We start from the raw sequence: 18,736 nt of genomic DNA on the forward strand, positions 1-18,736 counted from the left end.
CGACAAGAGGCAACAATTGTTTTGGCAAGTAAGCTACTTAAACAAGGCATTAGCCTAGAAATTATTATGGAAAGCACGGGGTTAAGCTGTCAAGTACTGGTTTCATTACAGTAGGGTTTTAGGCATTACTGGTCATTAAAGTGCAACATGATAAGGAAGAATATACAACAAAGCTTGCAACTGGTTGAACAATGGTTGAATGGGTAAAATAGGTATAAGCCAGAAAGCTCTGATGACAGAACTTTCTTTTAGCTTATTTTTGCAATCCTAATTCAATTTCAACATTTAGCGGGCAACACGTAAGCCACCTTCAACACCCTGTGGGCTCCAGAGAATTTGCCATAATTGAATATCGCGAGCTCGGAATGCACCAGCACACGCATTGAGGTAATAAGAAAACATACGCTTAAAACGAGGTGTATAATTAGCTTCAAGCTCAGGCCAAGCTGATTGAAAACGAGCATACCACGCCATCAGTGTATGGTCGTAATCCGCACCAAAATTGTGCCAATCCTCCATCACTAATTTGCCTTCACTACTTTCGCCAATATTTTGTATTGAGGGTAAACAGCCGTTTGGAAAGATATATTTATTGATCCACGCATCAACATTAACTTTATTGCGATTAGACCCAATGGTGTGAAGGAGAAATAAACCATTGGAGGCTAAATTACGTTGGACAACATCAAAATAGGTTGCGTAGTTTTTTGGCCCAACATGTTCAAACATACCCACTGAAACAATACGGTCGAATTGGTCATTAAGGTTTCGATAATCTTCTAATAAAATTTTGACATCCATATCAGCACAACGAGCCTGTGCATATTTTTGCTGTTCAGCTGAAATTGTGACACCAGTGACGGAAACGCCAAAATGTTTAGCTGCATAGGCAGCAAGACCCCCCCAACCACAGCCAATATCAAGTAACCGCATACCTGGTTTTAATTGTAATTTTTCACAAATTAAATTTAATTTTTGTTCTTGAGCTAGAGGGAGGTTTTCAGGGCTATGGTCTAAGCCTTTCCAGTAACCACAGGAATATTGCATGTAAGGGTCTAGCATCAAAGAAAATAAATCGTTACCTAGATCGTAATGCTCTTCACCAACGATACGAGCCCGTTTTAGGGTTTGTAAATTTCGCACTCGTGCTACAGCGACTTTCAACGTATCACTGAAATGATGGGGTAATTTGTTATCAAGCCCATGGCGTAAAACGCGCTGAAAAAACATATCCAACCGCTCGCAATCCCACCAGCCATCCATATAGCTTTCACCCAACCCTATTGAACCGTGTTGTAGGACACGTTTAAAGAATTGGTTATTATGAACTTGTATATCGAAAGGGCGGGAACCATTAATTTCAATGCCTGCTTCATTTAATAGCTCTGAAGCAATACGCCGCCAAGAGTCGATAGAGGCTTTCTGGTTAACTACATTTTCAGTACTCATCTGATCTCCAATTTTTGTCAAAGTGGGATTCAGAGAACTTTATTTGTGACGTATTCGCGGTACAGCAAAACAGGAATATTGACCACCACGGTATGACAGTCAGTGTATTAGCGTTATTGTTGCTATAAATAAAGCTCAAATCCAGTTTTAGATAACTCTTTAAAAAATATAAAACCTTCAGGTTTAATTTCAATAAAAATTGCACTTAATTTTTATAAATGGCACTTATAACCAAAAATAAGGGGTAACTAGACGTTTATTGCTTATCAAAAATTGTCAATATTTTATAGAAATCAACTATGTAAATAATAAGCTTAGTATATAAATATGGCAATGGTATGAAAGATGAACAGCAAATTTAAAATGGGGGGAATGAAATATAGGAAGACAGCTTAAATGGTTCACCTGTTGGCCACAGAGAACCATTTAAACGGCTAAATAACTTATTTAGTTCGATCTGAATAACCGTAATTGATAATTTCGGCTTGCTCAAGCTGGATTTGTGTTACCGCAGGTTGAGTATTGGCTATCACACGCCCATCACGGATAGAATAGCGAACAGGGACTTGTCGGCGTACCGCATCAAAACCATTTTCGGCAGGTAAAACTAGCAGGTTAGCCCGCTTCCCTTCACCAATACCATAGTCAGCTAAAGCCAATGTACGCGCACTGTATTCACTAATTAACTTCAGCCCATCATTGATTTGTTGATAACCCATTAACTGGCAAACATGTAACCCCATATGTAGCACTTGCAGCATATTTGCTGTACCGAGAGGATACCAAGGGTCAAATACATCATCGTGACCGAAGCAAACATTAATATCTGCTGCTAGCATCTCTTTAACACGTGTAATACCACGGCGCTTAGGGTAAGTATCAAATCGGCCTTGTAAGTGAATATTGACGAGTGGGTTCGCGACAAAGTTAATCCCTGACATTTTCAATAAACGGAATAAACGCGAAGTGTAAGCGCCATTATAGGAATGCATGGCAGTTGTATGACTAGCAGTCACACGAGCCCCCATCCCTTGTGCATGCGCTAATGCGGCTACGGTTTCCACAAAGCGTGATTGTTCGTCATCGATTTCGTCACAATGCACATCAATTAAGCGGTCGTATTTCTGAGCCAGTGCAAAGGTTTTATGTAACGACTCAACACCATACTCGCGGGTAAACTCAAAATGTGGAATTGCTCCTACCACATCTGCGCCTAAGCGTAATGCTTCCTCTAATAGGGCTTCGCCATTTGGATATGACAAAATCCCTTCTTGTGGAAAGGCGACAATTTGTAAGTCGACCCAAGGGGCGATTTCTTGCTTAACTTCTAACATGGCTTTCAGGGCTGTTAATGTGGGGTCAGAAACATCCACATGGGTACGAACATGTTGAATTCCATTAGCAATTTGCCATTTTAATGTTTGCCACGCTCGGCTTTTAACATCATTGTGAGTCAACATTGCTTTACGTTCAGCCCAGCGCTCAATACCTTCAAATAAGGTGCCTGATTGGTTCCAGCTAGGTTGCCCAGCAGTTTGCGTTGTATCTAAATGGATATGTGGCTCAACAAAGGGAGCAGTCACTAAACCACCTTCAGCATCCAAGCTTTCAGGCAATATTTCCCCGGCGGGTTGTGGCACAATGGCTTGAATTTTTTTGTTTTCGATATCAATGCGCCATAGTCCATCACGTTCTGCTAAATGGGCATTATGAATATGTTTGAAAGTTTGATTAAGCACGTGTCATCTCCGAGTCTGTTGTGCGGCGGCGATTTAATAATGGGTTAAGAACAGCGTAACATAATGCGCCACCGAGCACGGCATTAACTGGGACAATCCCAGGTAAATAATTACCTGCAATGACACCAGCAGCAACGGCCAATAATGCACTAACGTTAACATCACGCATTTTATTGCTATCGAAGGTGCTATAACGGTGACGATACATTAAGAAATCTGCAATGATAATTCCCCCAATTGGAGGAATAGCGGCAGATAAGAAAGTGAGCCAACCAACAAAATTATTATATAGCCATAAAGCACATAAAGTACCTATTAAGCCGTTGATGATAGATAAGGTTTTGCTGGATAGCCCCGTAATATTTGCAAAGCCTAAGCCAGATGCGTAGAGGGCATTATCATTGGTAGTCCATATATTTAGCCCTAAAACAATAATTGCGGGTAATAAAAGTCCTTGAGCAATCATAACATCAGAAATGTCTGCCATACCCAATGAAGCGGCTCCTGCCGCGCCAAAGATAAACATTAATGAATTACCAAGGAAAAAGGCAACAATGGCGACGAGGACGGCGATTTTTGGCCTACGACCAAAGCGAACAAAATCAGCAGTTAATGTGCCTGCACTCACAAAAGACCCTACGACCATGGCTAATGCAAGGTTAAAATCAATTGGTTTTGTCGGGGTAATTGATTGTAAAGCATTCATGCCCCCCATATCAGTAACCGCAAGATAAACGGAATAGCTGCCCAGTATGGCGATAGCAGGGACAGCAACGACAGAAAGAACTGTAAGTGCAGAAATACCGAAAATAACAGTCACCGTCATTAAGACTCCTGAAATACCAATTAGCCAATTAATATCCCAACCAGTAGCTTTCCCGACAGGAATTGCAAACATAGCAACTCCAACACCAAACCAGCCGACTTGGGTGCCGCCTAATAAGAAAGAAGGAAGCCAAGAACCTTTGATACCAAAAGAATAGCGTGCAAGGAGGTGGGTTGTTAAGCCAGTTTTAGAACCGATAAAACCAAGAAATGCGGTGTAGATACCAAGAAGAAGATTACCGATGAGTACTGCGAGGAAGAAATCATGAAAATCAAGACCGGTACCAAGAGCGCCTCCGGTCCACATACTGGCGGAAAAGAAGGTTAATCCTAGCATTACAAAGGTTAATGCTAGCCCGCCTTTTCGCGCGGATATGGGCACGGGGCCATGACTATAATTTTTATCTTCGCTCACGATAGTCTCCAATTATTTTTTCAGGGCAAAAAAATCCGACGCATTTTATAGCCAGAAAAATAAAAAGCAAACGTTTTCGTTGGTGGTATTAAAATAATTAATCTATTAAAAAGCAATTTAATTTAAGGAAATAAGTCAGAAGGGGTCATGAAAATTTTTATGTAAGATGTGTTTTTTTCAGTAATTCAATGCATTCTTGTGCGCCGCGTTTAAGTGCATGGCTCTTTAAGCTAACCACATGAATAGGGAGCTTCAAACCATTAGGCGTATTTTTAAACTGTAACGGCTTTAAAGTCCCTGTCGCTAGCTTATCTTTAATCAGGGACAAGGGAAAATTCCCCCAGCCCATGCCCCCTTCGACTAAGCCTAGTGCTAGGGAAAAGCTATCTGTTTTCCAATAGTTGCTGGAAACAACAATGCGCATATCACTGAGCTCGTGCTGCCGGCTACCAATAATAATTTGTCGGCTTTCGACGAGGTCTTCAATATAAAGTGAAGTTCTTTCTTGCAAAGAAGGGTGCTTTGTCGAAATAGTCGCAATAATAGACTCCTCGCCAATATAATGAAATTGTTCTTGAGAGTTAACATGTATTCCACCAAATACAATAGCGAGCTGGAGTTGTTTTTTATGTAGTAGTGGTAATAGGTCATCTTGGGGCGCGGTAACAAGTTCAATATGTAACAAGGGATATCGTTGGCTCAAAACACGTAGAGCATCAAAGAGTATATTTGAATTAATACCTGCCGCAACACCTATAGCCAGAGTGCTTTCTACCCCTTGGGTCAACTCTCTGGAAAATGTATTAAGTTGTGATAAGTTTTCAATAATATGGCGTGCATAGGGGGCTAATGAAAGGGCTTTCTCTGTCGGTTTGGGCTCACGGGAGTGACGATCAAATAGCTCAAAACCCAATTCTGCTTCAAGATTAGCTATTGCCATACTGACTGCCGAGGGGACTCGTTGTAATGATCTTGCAGCGGCAGAAAATGAGCCTTTGTCTAGAACAGTGAGGAAAATAATAAGATTGTCACTATTGAATGACATGGTAGACCTTTCAATAAAATTGATAGTAGCTGACTTTTATTATCATTGAATTATATTTATTTTACCACCTATTGATGACGATATATTTAGAGGTGGAGATATGCAGGGAATTAAACGGAAAATTGTGTTTGTTACTATCTATGAAGTTGTTGGGTGGGTGATTTCAGCGCTAGCACTGGCCTTTCTTTCAGGGAATTCAGCGGGAACAACAGGGCCATTAGCATTGGTGATAACTACGATTGCTGTTAGTTGGAATTTTATTTTTAATACAGGGTTTGAATATTGGGAGTCAAAACAAAAATCACGAATTAGAACCTTTAGGCGCCGGTTTGTGCATGCCATATTATTTCAATTAACACTGGTAATTTTTTTAATACCGTTAATTGCATGGTGGCTCTCGATTAGTCTTTTACAGGCGTTAATACTTGATTTTGCATTAATTATTTTTATCCCAATTTATACTTTCTTTTTTAATTGGGCTTTCGATAAAATTTTTGGGTTGCCTAAATCAGCTCTGCCACAAGATAATAAAGCCGTATCATAAAACAAATAGCGTGTTTCCTTCCTTTTTTATTGCGGAAGGAAACACAGATTGCCCAATATTATTTTAGTAACCTAACCTTAACCGCTTTGCCTTTAATTTTCCCTTGTTGCAATTGTTTCCATGCTTGTTGAGCAACAGAGCGTTTGACGGCAACATAGGCATGGGTAGGATGGATAACAATTTTACCAATATCATCGCTTACTAAACCGACATCACCAGTTAGTGCTCCTAAAATATCGCCTGGGCGCATTTTGGCCTTTTTGCCGCCATCAATACACAATGTTGCCATTGTTGCTTCTAATGGTGTGATATGAAGCCCCTCAGGCTCAGCGTGCCAATTGAGCTTCATATTTAGCATTTCTTCGAGCACGTTAGCGCGTTGAGCTTCTTCAGGTGCACATAAGCTAATTGCTAGGCCGCTTTCTCCTGCTCTTGCAGTTCGGCCAATGCGGTGAATATGCACTTCTGGGTCCCATGACAATTCATAGTTAATCACCATTTCTAGTGCTTTGATATCTAACCCACGGGAAGCAACATCTGTTGCGACTAAAACGCGGCTACTGCTATTGGCAAAACGTATTAGAGTCTGGTCGCGGTCACGTTGTTCCATGTCACCATGTAGTACTAAAACACTCTGTTTACTCTCTGTTAGAGCGTCAAATACGGCTTGGCAATCTTTTTTAGTATTGCAAAAAATTACGCAGGATGCAGGTTTCTCACGGCTTAATAATTTTTGCAATAGGGCTATCTTCCCATGACGTGAAACTTCATAGAACTGTTGTTCGACAGCGGGTAATTCGTCAATGCTATTAATTTCAATAGTTTGTGGTTCGTGCTGGATTTGCTGACTGATACGTGCGATTTCATCTGGCCAAGTTGCTGAAAATAATAAGGTTTGACGATTCACTGGGGAGTAATCAATCACGGTTTCTATGTCAGGCATAAAACCCATATCTAACATTCTATCAGCTTCATCTAACACTAGAGTCTGCAAAGCATCTAACTGAACGGTTTCACGGTTTAAATGGTCAAGTAAACGGCCCGGCGTTGCGACAATGATATGTGCAGCATGGGCGAGGGAATCCCGTTGTATGCTAAATGGGACGCCACCACACAGGGTTAAAATCTTAATATTAGGAATTGCACGTGCTAGCCGACGTAGTTCGTTTGCCACTTGCTCTGCGAGTTCACGAGTAGGGCATAAGACTAATGATTGTGTTTTAAACAACTTAGCATCGATATGTTGCAATAACCCCAGACCAAACGCTGCGGTTTTGCCACTCCCCGTTTTAGCCTGTGCTCGAATATCTTTTCCGGCAAGGATTGGCGGAAGGGCGGCGGCTTGGATAGGGGTCATACTGAGATAACCTAATTCTTGTAGGTTAGAAAGTTGTTCAGCAGAAAGAGCGTTAAGGTCAGCAAATGAAGTCACTATAAAATCTCAAATAGAATAAAAGGCTAATGATGCTAATGATACTATCCTAGCGTTGCGCTGTCTGTTTTTAATTCTGAATACTTAACTAGAATAGTTAATCCAATGATCTATTTTAATTTTAAAGCAAAGAGAATAAAATTCTCTTAAACCCATGTTCAGTAGTATTGATAGAGGGGGAATAAGCAAATCCCCTAAGAAATAAGTTAAATTTATTTAAATATTGATACTGATTGATTACATGTGACACTGATATATTTAACTTCTCACATACATTTATTGTTTGTTTTTAATTGGTTATAGCTTCTTTGCTGCCTTTTTTCTATTCGTTAAGTGACTAAATAATAATATTGTGACGCTGAACTCATTTATTGTAATTATAGTAATTTATTGATTTTTAATGTTATTAAACTCAGTTTAGAAAAATTTTCTCTTAATTTGCAACATGTCATCAATTTTTAGAAAAAATTTTCTATTTCTCTGTGGCATATTCCTTTTAGCAACAAATATAAATATATCGTTCTTTATTTTACTATTACTGGGTTTAGATAATGACTAAGAATATCGCTACAATTTTAATTCATGGTGGAAAGCAGCAAGATGCAGTTAATCACGCTATTTTCCCTGCAATTACAACGGCCAGTACTTTTGTTCAACAAAGCTTAACAGATCATGGAGAATATTGTTATTCACGTTGTAGTAACCCAACACGTTATGCATATGAAACCTTACTAGCTGAAATTGAAGGTGGGGTTTATGCAACAGCAACCGCCTCAGGTGTTGCCGCTTCGAGCTTAGTATTAAACTTATTACCTAAAGATTCGCATATTATTGCGATGAAAGGGGTTTATGGTGGAACGTTTAGGTTATTTGAACGCGTCTCAACATTAAATTGTGGGCACCAAATAGACTATGTTGACCTTAATAATCTGGAAGAAGTTAAAGCAAAAATAAAAGAAAACACCCGTTTAATTTGGATAGAAAGCCCAACAAACCCATTATTAGAATTAGTTGATATTAAAGCAATTTGTTCATTAGCTAAAAAGCATCATATTTTAACTTGTGTTGATAATACATTCGCTACGGCATGGAATCAAAAACCGTTGGAATTAGGTGCTGATTTAGTGATGCTATCGGCGAGTAAATATATAGGTGGCCACTCTGATTTAATTGGTGGTGCAGTGATTACTCAGAGTGATGAGCTAGCGAATCGTCTAGATTTTTTGAAAACCACACTAGGCGCGATTGCTTCTCCTTTTGATGCGTATCTAGCTTTACGTGGACTTAAAACATTAGCACTTCGCATGTCAGCACAATGCTGTAACGCAGAACAAGTTGCAAAATATTTATCTACACACCCAAAGGTTGAACAAGTTTATTACCCAGGGCTGTCTTCGCATCCACAATATGAACTATGTAAAAAACAAATGCGTACTGGTGGGGCGGTCGTCACGATTAAATTAAAAGGCGATATTGAAGATACAAAGTATTTCTTATCTAAAGTGAAGTACTTTGTATTAGCTGAGTCTCTTGGTGGTGTAGAAAGTATGGTGAATCATTCTGCAACTATGTCCCATGGCTCAATGACAAAAGAAGAAAGAGAAAGTATTGGTGTTTATGATACGACATTACGTTTATCTGTAGGCATTGAAGATATTACTGACTTATTAAATGATTTAGAAAACGCATTATCTTAATTTATTAAAATCACAATAAAATATAATAAGAGAGCATCTAATGAATGATTATGGGATTTGGACTATTGTCACGCCAATGGTGACAATACTTTTAGCCATTTTTACACGACAAGTTATATTATCATTATTACTGGGAATATTAGTCGGTTTTACCGTTATACATGATCACAATATATTATTAGGTGTGAATGGGACACTTGATGGTATTATTAATACGTTTGCTTCACCAGGGAATACAAAAACAATTCTATTTATGGTAATGATTGGCGGTATTATGCGACTGGTTGTTGTTACTGGGGGCGTAAAATCACTGGTTAGGTTATTAACGAATAAAACAAAATTAATTAAAAATAAAAAAGCCGTTCAATTAATGGCGATGATTATAACCTCATTAATTTTTATCGAAAGTTCGATTAATCAATTAATCGCAGGGGCTTCAACTAAAACACTAGCTAAAAAATACGGCGTATCGCCTGAGAAAATGTCATATATTGTTCAAACATCCTGTGTTTCAGTTTGTTCTTCAGCCATGATTAACGGTTGGGGGGCGGCAATGATGGGGGTGATTGGCGTACAAATATCCAAAGGTTTCATCACAGGAGAACCATTTGAAATTTTAGCGAGCTCAATGGTATTTAATATCATGGCGTGGTTTTCTTTAGCATCAGTATTGTTTTATATCTTCTCTAATACATCTTGGGGGCCAATGAAAAAAGCCGATTTACGTGCGCAAGAACAGGCTTTGACAATGTTGGCGGCAGAAGAAACAGAACAGGATGATGAAGATATTATTGACCACCCTAACTGCCATACATCCCTTAATTTCTTTATTCCTATTCTATCTACAGTATTAATGGTACCTCTTGCGCTTTATATCACTGGTAATGGCGATTTTAGCAAAGGTAGTGGCTCAACTTCGGTATATTGGGGCGTCATGTTTGGAACTTTAGTTTCTTTTGTTTGGTTCTTAGCTCGTCGTGTATTGAACATTGAGACTTTTTTTAAAGAACTGTATATCGGCTATGCCAGCATGGTCAAAATTAGCTCTGTGATGATTTTGGCATTTTTAATGGGGACCGTATCTTCAGATTTAAATACCGGGGCCTATATTGCAGAAATTACATCAGGAGTTATTTCACCTGCATTTTCAATAGGGTTTATTTTCTTAATTAGTGCGGTGATGTCTCTTGCAACGGGAACATCATGGGGAACATTTGCCATTATGATCCCGATTGGCGTTCAACTAGGGATTTCCGTCGGTATGCCTATTGAATATATGATTGGTGCAGCTATTGCGGGTTCTATTTATGGCGATATGACTTCTCCAATATCCAGTGATGCGATTGTGGCTTCAATGGCAACGGATTGCGACCATATTGAACATATTCGTACTCAAATGCCTTATGCCACCGTAACAGCTGTCTTTGCGTTAATGGTTTATCTCTATTTAGGTTTTACTTATTAGCGGGATACGTTAAAAATGAATTTTCAAGAAAAAATCTCGGCTATTACCAAAATAGATTTACTTCATGGGGTAACTCCCTTAATGAAATTACATAATATTTCAGAGTATCTAGGCCGTGATATTTATATTAAACGTGATGACATGACCCCCCTTGCTATGGGGGGAAATAAACTTCGTAAATTAGAATATCTTTTTGCAGATGCATTGAGTAAAAAAGCCAAGGTTATCGTTACCGCGGGGGCTATTCAATCTAATCATGTTCGCCAAACAGCAGCTATTGCTGCAATGTATGGCTTACAGTGTGTTGCACTATTAGAAAACCCAATACGAAGCCATAATTCACTATTTTTGAATAATGGAAATAAGCTGCTAACCGACTTATTTAATGCGGATTGTTATTTTTGTGATGAACTGACAGACCCAAATACACAACTGCAGGAACTTATTGAAAAACTAAATTTGCAAGGTAGTTATATTATTCCTGTAGGTGGTTCAAACGTATTAGGGTCAATAGGTTATGTCAATTGTGCTTTAGAAATTGTGCAGCAAAAACCAAAAGAAATCGAGTTTGCGGCTGTAATTGTGGCCTCAGGGAGTGCTGGAACACATGCGGGGTTGGCAGTTGGTTTACAAGCGTTTTTACCACATACCCCAGTCATAGGGGTTACAGTTTCTCGCACGGTAGAACAACAAAAGCCTAAAGTTGAATATTTACTTAATCAACTTGCCGTGCAATTTAATCTTTCAGCATTACCTGAAATTAAATTATGGGATCAATATTTTGCCCCTTGTTATGGAATGCCTAATGATAAAGGCCAACAAGCAGTTGAACTATTGGCGAGAAAAGAAGGGATTTTACTTGACCCTGTTTATACAGGCAAAGCAATGGCAGGGTTAATTGATAATATTTTAAAAGAAACGATTGGTGGCAATCAGCCATTACTCTTTATTCATACTGGCGGTTCACCCGCTATGTTTGCTTACTCTGAAATTAATGTGGCAAGTATTTAAATATACTTATTAATAATGCGATTTACTTATGAAAATTAATACCAAAGTTATACATGGTTACCCGATGACAGATAAATATACTGGAAGTTCGTCTATTCCGTTATATCAATCATCGACTTATTCTCAATCGGATATTGAAGAAAATTATTCCTATATTTATTCACGTTTTTCTAACCCTACTAGAGATGCATTAAGTGATGCTATCTGTGCGATTGAAAATGCCAAGTATGCTGAAATTTTTTCCTCCGGAATGGCAGCAATTAGTGCTATTTTGTTGAGTTTTAGCCATGGTGACCATATTGTTGCTTGCAAAAGTATTTATGGCGGGTCGTTTCAATTAATGACTGAATTTTTACCAAGATATGGTATTTCAGTGACATTTGTTGATGCAACAAATCCGCAAAATTATGCGGATGCAATTAAAAAGAATACCAAGGCTTTTTATATTGAAACTCCATCAAACCCAACATTACAGGTGACAGATTTAATCTCAGTGATCCGTATTGCAAAAGAAAAGCAACTCATCACAATTTGTGATAATACGTTTATGACACCGTTATTGTCTGATGTGATTTCATTAGGTATTGATTATTCGATTAATAGCGCTACAAAGTTTATTAATGGCCATAGCGATGTGATTTTAGGAACGGCAGCAACAAACAACCCCGAATATGCTAAATTGCTATATAAATCTGCGGTAGCTATTGGTAGTATTGCTGCACCTTTTGATAGCTGGTTAACCATGCGTGGGTTGAAATCGATGGCGATGCGAGTTGAAAGATCTAGTGAAAACGCACAAAAGCTTGCTGAATATTTGCATGAACATCCTAAAGTTGAGCAAGTATTTTATCCAGGTCTACCCTCTCATCCAAATTATGATATTCATATGCGGCAATCTAAAAATGGGGGAATGGTTGTTTCTTTTGATTTAGGCAGTTATGAGAATGTGAAATTATTTTTAGATACAATTCGCATACCATTAGTTGCCGTGAGTTTAGGGGGGATAGAATCTATCGTTTCTTATCCTAGGATCATGTCTCATGCTTGCATACCTGAAGAAGAACGCCTATTACAAGGTGTTACTGAAGGGCTTTTGCGTTTCTCATTAGGTTGTGAAGATATTGAAGACATTATTGCAGATGTTGATATTGCACTTGCTCAAATAAAGTAACAATAATGCCTAATAGTTTATTTTGGTTTACTCATCAGTTCAATTAGGTAACATTATGAAATGTAAATTATATCTTTTAAATATGGGTTTTTCAGATAAAAATTATGAAGGTGAAGTATTTTATTGCCCTGATTGCACAATGTTAGAAGGCATTCTTGCTAAGAACACTAATTTAAGGGAATTTATTGATGTGGTCTATATTGGTTTTGAAAAACCTAGACAAGAACTGATCACTGTTATCGGGGATGTGAACCAATCTTTGCCTGTGCTGGTATTGCCTGAAGGGATTAGTTCGGTACATCAAACGGGGGTTTACAATAATACTGCTTATATTTCTGACTTGGACAAAATTATCCTGTTCTTAAATGATGCCTACCATATACCTAAAAAACACCCATAGTATAATAATAGCCCTAAATATACCCTGATTTAGGGCTATTATTCACACGTATTTATTTTCTATTCAAATAGCTATTGAAACAACTAAAGGTAAATTTCTTTATTTATCGGATTTAATTGGATAGCTTGCTGTATGTATTTTAAAGTTTCATTCGCTAATAGTGCAGTTGCTTCATAAAAAGCATGGCCACTTTGTAATTGCATTTTCTCTAAATAACGATAAGCCCAGGGTAACAAATGCATTTCTAGTAGGCCCCGTAATAGCTCGGGTTTATTTTCAACAACCCAAGCAGTGAGTAACAATAATAAACCAATATGATCTTCTGGTTCATTTTGATTTAATTCAATATTAATTTGGTTGTTGCGTAGCCAAGCCCTTAGTTCAAGGGTGGATATACCAAAAACACTATTTTCCTTATCAAGGTAAACAGAGCCCCAAGGTGGTACGGGAAGCGCATCAGGGCCAATAAATAAGCGCTGATAAGCTTCTTGTAATGTTTCTTGCTCATTTAAGCTATCTTGAAAGCGTTTATCAATACGTTGGCAATCATAGATATTATTGAAAGGCCACTCAGATTGCCATTCACTTGAGTTAAATAAGTGAATTAATTTATTTACACGGGCATCAGAAGGGTTATAACTAAATAATGCGCCAAGAGTTTGTGCGCAAAGTGAAAAATCCGCCAGTAGTTTTTGTTCCATATTGATCCACTTGATATATTGATTTCGCTTTTTAAGCCGATCGTAACCAAACATCGGGCTTTTGTCGATGATAACAAGAAATAAGCTTTTTCTCGTCCTATATAAACAGTATTAGGTAATGATTACCCCGCAATAGCCTTGGCAACAATCATCTGTAGCCTGTAGAGAATTTCACTACTGATTAGTTCATCATACACGATTAATAAAACAGCATTAGAAAGCCTATTCTCAACGGTTTTTTCATTTTTATGTATAGTAAAGCCAAACAGCTAAACCCAATGATAATCAGGCTGTTCACTATTCAATATATTGCAGGCATTAACAGCATAGTAACTCATATCACGATAGCGGGTTATTAGCTTTATTTAGCGTTAATTAAATTCAATATTAAGGGTAATTGATTGAGCAAAGCCCGCTGGTGGCTTACCTACTGAGCGGCTTTTTTGTACCGCTGTTAATGCGGCATTGTCTAATAATTCGTTTCCAGAACTACTCGCTAAGCGTACTAAACTAATTTCTCCCGTTTGGCTTAATTGGAACTGAACTGTGCTGACACCTCGACTTTTCATTTTTTTAGCTCTACGTGGATATTGTTTATTGCGTTCAATTTCTTGACGTAATTTTTCACGATAGGAACTTATTAATTGACTGTCTATATTACTAGGGGCTTGTTGTGTTTTGTGGCTTTTATTTCCCAAGGATAAGGACGTCACTTGACCACCTGCTTTTTGCTGTTGGGCAATTTCAGTGTGTAGAGGTGTTTTTTTCTCTACTGGCTTCTTAGGCGTCTCTGTATTTTTAACCATTGTAGATGTTGTTGGTTTAACCGGTTCTTTGACGGTTTTTTTTATTTCTTTTTGTTTTTTAGGGACGACAATAGTGGCTTTTTCCACCACAGTGTCTAACTTTATTTTACTAAGGATAGCGTGGGCTTGTGCTATTTCTTCAGGTTGAGTTTCTTGAGCGGCCTGAGTAAGTGCAATAGAAATAACTGGAGCATCCTGCAACGCTTGGTTTTTCTGAGATTGAGATAATGATTGAGTCGTTATATAAATAAAATACCCGATAACTAAAATATGCAATGTTATCGACAGAATAAAAGTAAGTAGTTTTTGACTCATCATAAGACCTCGGTATTCTTTCAGTTAAAGCCAAAAAGGTAACGGCTAAACGTGTTTAAGATAAGTAATTGCTAACATTGCTTTAAGGTTATAAAGGGTAAAAGAATTCATTTGGTTATAAATCATAAGATAATATGATGTTTTATTTTATGTTAATGATTATCAATTGCAAATGCAAGTTATTGTCATTATCGTGAGGTGCGTCGTGGTTTCTCAGTTTTATAGTGTCATTAAAGTAATTAACAGCAGATAAAGTGGGGGGATTTATTTCTCTATTAAAACAAAAAGGCTTAGCAAATAACTAAACCTTGATGAAATGACTTATATGATAAATTATGACTGTTAATAGTATCTTATTTAGTTTTACTCCGGATTAAATGTTGTTCCATGGCATAAATTGTTGCAGAGGATTGGTTATTCTGTGTAAAACTAAGCGCTACCGCTGCTTTCTCATGGCTATCCATTTCTCCAAAGTTTTTTGCAATGATAGCTAATATCGGGTCACTATTTGACAACGACACAGAACATGCTTCGTGTTCTGTGTCGTTGCTGAACTATGTACGTTTTATGGCTGGCTTAATCGAGTTTGATTGGTTTTCTTGGTTAGTAAACCAACGGTCACGCAAAATGTCATAGAGTAGGTTAAATGCATAAGTGTAAAATAAGAAAAAAGCAAAGAAGCCAATCTCAAGTAAAAATGCATCCCATAAAGTCATTTTTAGGAGTACTGCCAGTATCGGTAGGCCGAGGATCACAAAACTTAATTCGAAACCAACAGCATGGGCAATACGTACTTTAGTTGGGCGTAGCCCTTTAGAAAGAGGCCAGTAGAGGTCAAATAGCATGTTATAGAATAGGTTTAATAACATGGCGAGTGTCGATAATATAATCGCGACGGTACCCATTTGGAAAATTGAGCGTCCTAAAATCCATGCACTGACCGGAGCAGTTATCGCGATTGCGATGATTTCAAATGAAACTGCATGAAAAATTCGTTCAGTTAATGTTTTTGTCTGCTTGCTCATAACTACCTCAAATATATAGCTATCTAATATGTTATAAAAAAACAGGTGCAATTATTTGCTATTTTATATATATATACAAAATGGCAGCCATCGGAAAAATCGATACCTTATGAACTATTCTATAGAAACATTGCGTACCTTTGTGGAAGCCGCTGCACTGAAATCGTTCTCTGCGGCAGCGAGAAAGCTTAATAAAAGCCAATCGACAGTGAGTACGACTATTAGTGGTTTTGAAGATGATATGGGGTTTGCTTTATTTGATAGGCAAGGGCGTGAATCAACACTGACTTTTGCTGGAAGAAAGGTATTAAGTCTAGTTGAGGATATCTTATCAGCTGATGAACGATTACAAGCCTTGAGAGTTGAATTGTCACCTGATATTGAACCACGGTTAAGTTGTGCTTTTTCAGATATTTATCAACCTCCACACGCAGAGCATGTATTAACAATATTAGATAGACAATTTCCTCATATTGAATTTGAATTCTTAATAGCCGAAAACAATGATGTCATTGAAATGATCCAAAATCAGCAGGCTCATGTTGGCATGATGGAGTCACGAATCGAATATCCTGCTGATATTTCATTTTCACGTTTACCTGTTCAAGGGGAGCTAGGGTTGTATGTGTTAGCTAGCCATCCGTTAGCAAAAGAAAAACAAATTACCTATCAACATCTCACGACGACACGTCAACTACGGTTAAGTAGCAGCAGTGAAACCGTCATTAACAGCGAAAAAAACTGGCTGGCTCCCAATTATTTGTTGTTACTAGAAATGGCTGAACAAGGGACTGGCTGGGCAATACTACCCACTTGGTTAGTCAAGCAATTCGGTCATGGCCTATTGGTGAGCCTTAATTATGACCTATGGCCGCGTAAAATTAATGTAGATTTAGTGTGGTCTAAGCATAATCCACCGGGTAAAGCGGGATATTGGTTGATCAATAAATTGTTAAATAGTTAGGATTGAATATATTTATTCTAATTAATTTGTAATTGTTAGTATAACTGTAATTTATTTAGAACTCCTCCTCGTATGTAACAAAACATTTCCATGTAAATAAACGTAATAACATTATGATAATAAGTCTTATGTAGTTACCCTTAAGTTAAATCAAATGCTTGTTTGAGCTTGTTAGTTAAAGGAAATAAAATGAAAAGACTATTAGTACCTACATTATTTGCTGTTGTATCTACAATGTCATTTGGTATTCAAGCCGCTACGGCTCCAGCAGCAACGCAATCACAAAATGCTGAGCATAAATTAAATGCTTACGAAGAAATCATGGTTGGTAAAGTCTGGACAACAACGGAAGCTTTAGACCAAAACAAAAAAGAAGTCAGTGCCGATGATAAGCAAGTTTCTAACTTCTTTGGCTTAGCTGAATATTATCCAGATGGCACCTTTAATATGACTACATTTGATGGGAAACCAAAAATGAAAGGTGATTGGTCATTTGATGAGAATGGAAAAACCCGTTCATTAACTGCAAAAAATGATCAAGGGGAAGTGTTATTTACTCGTGTTGTAGAAAATGTCACTGTAACACCTGAAGAATATACTTATCGTATTTATCCAGAGCAAGATAACAAAGATAAGTACTTTGATATTGTACATAAAGTTAAAAAATAATTTTCTTATGGATGCCGCTTTGAGCGGCATCCATATTATCTAGCAACGTGCTGTTTTAAATTATAGCGTGTATTTTTTTAACAATTTTTCATCTAATATTAATGATAACAATGAAATAAATAAATTTCGTTGCCGTGTATTTTCCCATCCTTGTTCAAAATCAGACATTAACCAAATCACTTCATCTAAAAATAAATGTTTGATAGCTTGTTGCCAACAAGACTTTTCAAAAGGGGTAACTGTAATGAATTCAGAATAACCGAGTTTAAACAATTCCCATTCATCTACAGTAAAAATACGATTTGGTGCTGTTTCTAATACATTATGGAAAAGTAACAATGTTAAGGCTAAATCGAAAATCCTAGGAATATAAGTTGCATTATCGGGGTCTATAATAAAGGCTTGGTTGCACTCTAAATAAATTAAATTATCAGCTTTGTAGTCATAAGGCGTAGCAACAGCGGGTAAATTATATTTTCTTAAAACCGATTGGTTTTCAATAGTCTCTAGCATTAATCTTTTAAACTGATTTATATCTATAGCTAATTTATGCTTTATACAATGGTCATGTATGATATTGATATCATTGATTATATCGCTATCCTCAAGCTCATATTCATTATACTCACTGAGTTTTTCTTGATTATTGATAGAGGAAACCGAGTGTATTTTCCCCAGTAAACGGCCTGCTTCAATAATTTCATGTGTAGAAGCGCTATATTTACTTCCCTTAATAAACGGATAGAGCACCCAAACATCATTATTTATTTCTTGTGGATTTGGGGTAACTACTGAAATTGGTGTGACAATATTTATTTTCTTATTATTTAAATTGGATAAATAGCTTGCTAATCTGTTGGCATCATCAATATTAGAGCAAGTCTGTTTTAGTACATAGTCATGATTATTCTTATGTATTTTATATACTGGTGAATAAGGATAGATGCTTTCGATCTGACTAATATCTGTTAGCTTAAATTTTTTGAGAATATTATTAATTTTCATGTGACTACCAGCAACTGAAGAAGTAAGGTTAAAAGGCAATGTTAAACATTACCTTTTA

Annotated in this window: 18 protein-coding genes; 8 read left to right on the plus strand and 10 right to left on the minus strand. The window is 37.4% G+C overall.

Annotated features, from left to right (window positions below; all coding sequences use genetic code 11):
• Window positions 1-285 precede the first annotated feature (285 nt).
• The 4 genes from cfa to M1F14_RS09300 all read right to left on the minus strand — a co-directional run bounded on the left by cfa (window position 286) and on the right by M1F14_RS09300 (window position 5,473).
• Entirely contained in the window at window positions 286-1,449 is a 1,164-nt protein-coding gene (gene cfa, locus M1F14_RS09285; RefSeq protein ID WP_042845262.1) for a cyclopropane fatty acyl phospholipid synthase, read from the minus strand.
• A gap of 443 nt (window positions 1,450-1,892) precedes the next feature.
• Complete coding sequence (locus M1F14_RS09290; RefSeq protein ID WP_042845259.1) at window positions 1,893-3,188, minus strand: cytosine deaminase; 1,296 nt, start codon at window positions 3,186-3,188, stop codon at window positions 1,893-1,895.
• A complete protein-coding gene (gene codB / locus M1F14_RS09295) occupies window positions 3,181-4,428 on the minus strand; it encodes a cytosine permease (protein ID WP_042845257.1) in 1,248 nt (415 codons plus the stop codon). Before codB ends, M1F14_RS09290 begins: the two co-directional genes overlap by 8 nt.
• 157 nt (window positions 4,429-4,585) lie before the next feature.
• Window positions 4,586-5,473 carry a LysR family transcriptional regulator gene (locus M1F14_RS09300; protein ID WP_042845255.1) on the minus strand — a complete coding sequence of 296 codons (888 nt, stop codon included), beginning with the start codon at window positions 5,471-5,473 and terminating at the stop codon, window positions 4,586-4,588.
• A gap of 100 nt (window positions 5,474-5,573) precedes the next feature.
• On the opposite strand from M1F14_RS09300, the gene M1F14_RS09305 reads away from it, so the two are divergent.
• Complete coding sequence (locus M1F14_RS09305) at window positions 5,574-6,017, plus strand: PACE efflux transporter (RefSeq protein ID WP_042845253.1); 444 nt, start codon at window positions 5,574-5,576, stop codon at window positions 6,015-6,017.
• Window positions 6,018-6,075: 58 nt separating this feature from the next.
• On the opposite strand, the gene dbpA is transcribed toward M1F14_RS09305, so the two are convergent.
• Window positions 6,076-7,449 (minus strand): ATP-dependent RNA helicase DbpA, encoded by a 1,374-nt coding sequence (gene dbpA, locus M1F14_RS09310; protein WP_181468682.1) that lies wholly within the window; start codon window positions 7,447-7,449, stop codon window positions 6,076-6,078.
• A gap of 551 nt (window positions 7,450-8,000) precedes the next feature.
• Between dbpA and M1F14_RS09315 the strand changes: the two genes are divergently transcribed.
• The 5 genes from M1F14_RS09315 to M1F14_RS09335 all read left to right on the plus strand — a co-directional run bounded on the left by M1F14_RS09315 (window position 8,001) and on the right by M1F14_RS09335 (window position 13,193).
• Window positions 8,001-9,146: a PLP-dependent aspartate aminotransferase family protein gene (locus M1F14_RS09315; protein WP_042845250.1), complete on the plus strand. Its 1,146-nt coding sequence runs from the start codon at window positions 8,001-8,003 to the stop codon at window positions 9,144-9,146.
• A 40-nt stretch (window positions 9,147-9,186) separates the two neighbouring features.
• A complete protein-coding gene (locus tag M1F14_RS09320) occupies window positions 9,187-10,611 on the plus strand; it encodes a Na+/H+ antiporter NhaC family protein (protein WP_042845248.1) in 1,425 nt (474 codons plus the stop codon).
• Between the two features lie 15 nt (window positions 10,612-10,626).
• Window positions 10,627-11,622, plus strand: a complete 996-nt coding sequence (locus M1F14_RS09325; protein ID WP_071548307.1) for a D-cysteine desulfhydrase — start codon at window positions 10,627-10,629, stop codon at window positions 11,620-11,622.
• Window positions 11,623-11,686: 64 nt separating this feature from the next.
• Window positions 11,687-12,793: a PLP-dependent aspartate aminotransferase family protein gene (locus M1F14_RS09330; RefSeq protein ID WP_220129031.1), complete on the plus strand. Its 1,107-nt coding sequence runs from the start codon at window positions 11,687-11,689 to the stop codon at window positions 12,791-12,793.
• A gap of 55 nt (window positions 12,794-12,848) precedes the next feature.
• On the plus strand, window positions 12,849-13,193 hold the full coding sequence (locus M1F14_RS09335) for a DUF3088 family protein (protein ID WP_052219313.1): 345 nt from the start codon (window positions 12,849-12,851) through the stop codon (window positions 13,191-13,193).
• An 83-nt stretch (window positions 13,194-13,276) separates the two neighbouring features.
• Here the strand turns inward: M1F14_RS09335 and dmsD are convergent, their stop codons facing one another.
• The 4 genes from dmsD to M1F14_RS09355 form a co-directional block, all read right to left on the minus strand.
• Window positions 13,277-13,894, minus strand: coding sequence for a Tat proofreading chaperone DmsD (dmsD, locus tag M1F14_RS09340; protein WP_181468680.1), 618 nt, complete (start codon window positions 13,892-13,894; stop codon window positions 13,277-13,279).
• A 371-nt stretch (window positions 13,895-14,265) separates the two neighbouring features.
• Window positions 14,266-15,018 carry an energy transducer TonB gene (locus tag M1F14_RS09345; protein ID WP_042845239.1) on the minus strand — a complete coding sequence of 251 codons (753 nt, stop codon included), beginning with the start codon at window positions 15,016-15,018 and terminating at the stop codon, window positions 14,266-14,268.
• 350 nt (window positions 15,019-15,368) lie between these two features.
• Entirely contained in the window at window positions 15,369-15,536 is a 168-nt protein-coding gene (locus tag M1F14_RS09350; protein ID WP_155405740.1) for a hypothetical protein, read from the minus strand.
• A 33-nt stretch (window positions 15,537-15,569) separates the two neighbouring features.
• Entirely contained in the window at window positions 15,570-16,040 is a 471-nt protein-coding gene (locus tag M1F14_RS09355) for a multidrug/biocide efflux PACE transporter (protein ID WP_042845237.1), read from the minus strand.
• Window positions 16,041-16,149: 109 nt separating this feature from the next.
• Here M1F14_RS09355 and M1F14_RS09360 point away from each other — a divergent pair, with 109 nt between their 5' ends.
• Window positions 16,150-17,004, plus strand: a complete 855-nt coding sequence (locus M1F14_RS09360; RefSeq protein ID WP_042845235.1) for a LysR family transcriptional regulator — start codon at window positions 16,150-16,152, stop codon at window positions 17,002-17,004.
• Between the two features lie 189 nt (window positions 17,005-17,193).
• Window positions 17,194-17,673, plus strand: a complete 480-nt coding sequence (locus M1F14_RS09365) for a DUF4822 domain-containing protein (protein ID WP_071548305.1) — start codon at window positions 17,194-17,196, stop codon at window positions 17,671-17,673.
• Window positions 17,674-17,733: 60 nt separating this feature from the next.
• Here the strand turns inward: M1F14_RS09365 and M1F14_RS09370 are convergent, their stop codons facing one another.
• Window positions 17,734-18,678: a phosphotransferase gene (locus M1F14_RS09370; protein WP_071548304.1), complete on the minus strand. Its 945-nt coding sequence runs from the start codon at window positions 18,676-18,678 to the stop codon at window positions 17,734-17,736.
• Between the last annotated feature and the right edge of the window lie 58 nt (window positions 18,679-18,736).

This window comes from Providencia sp. PROV003 (assembly GCF_045040775.1).
Classification (GTDB): Bacteria; Pseudomonadota; Gammaproteobacteria; order Enterobacterales; family Enterobacteriaceae; genus Providencia; species Providencia huashanensis.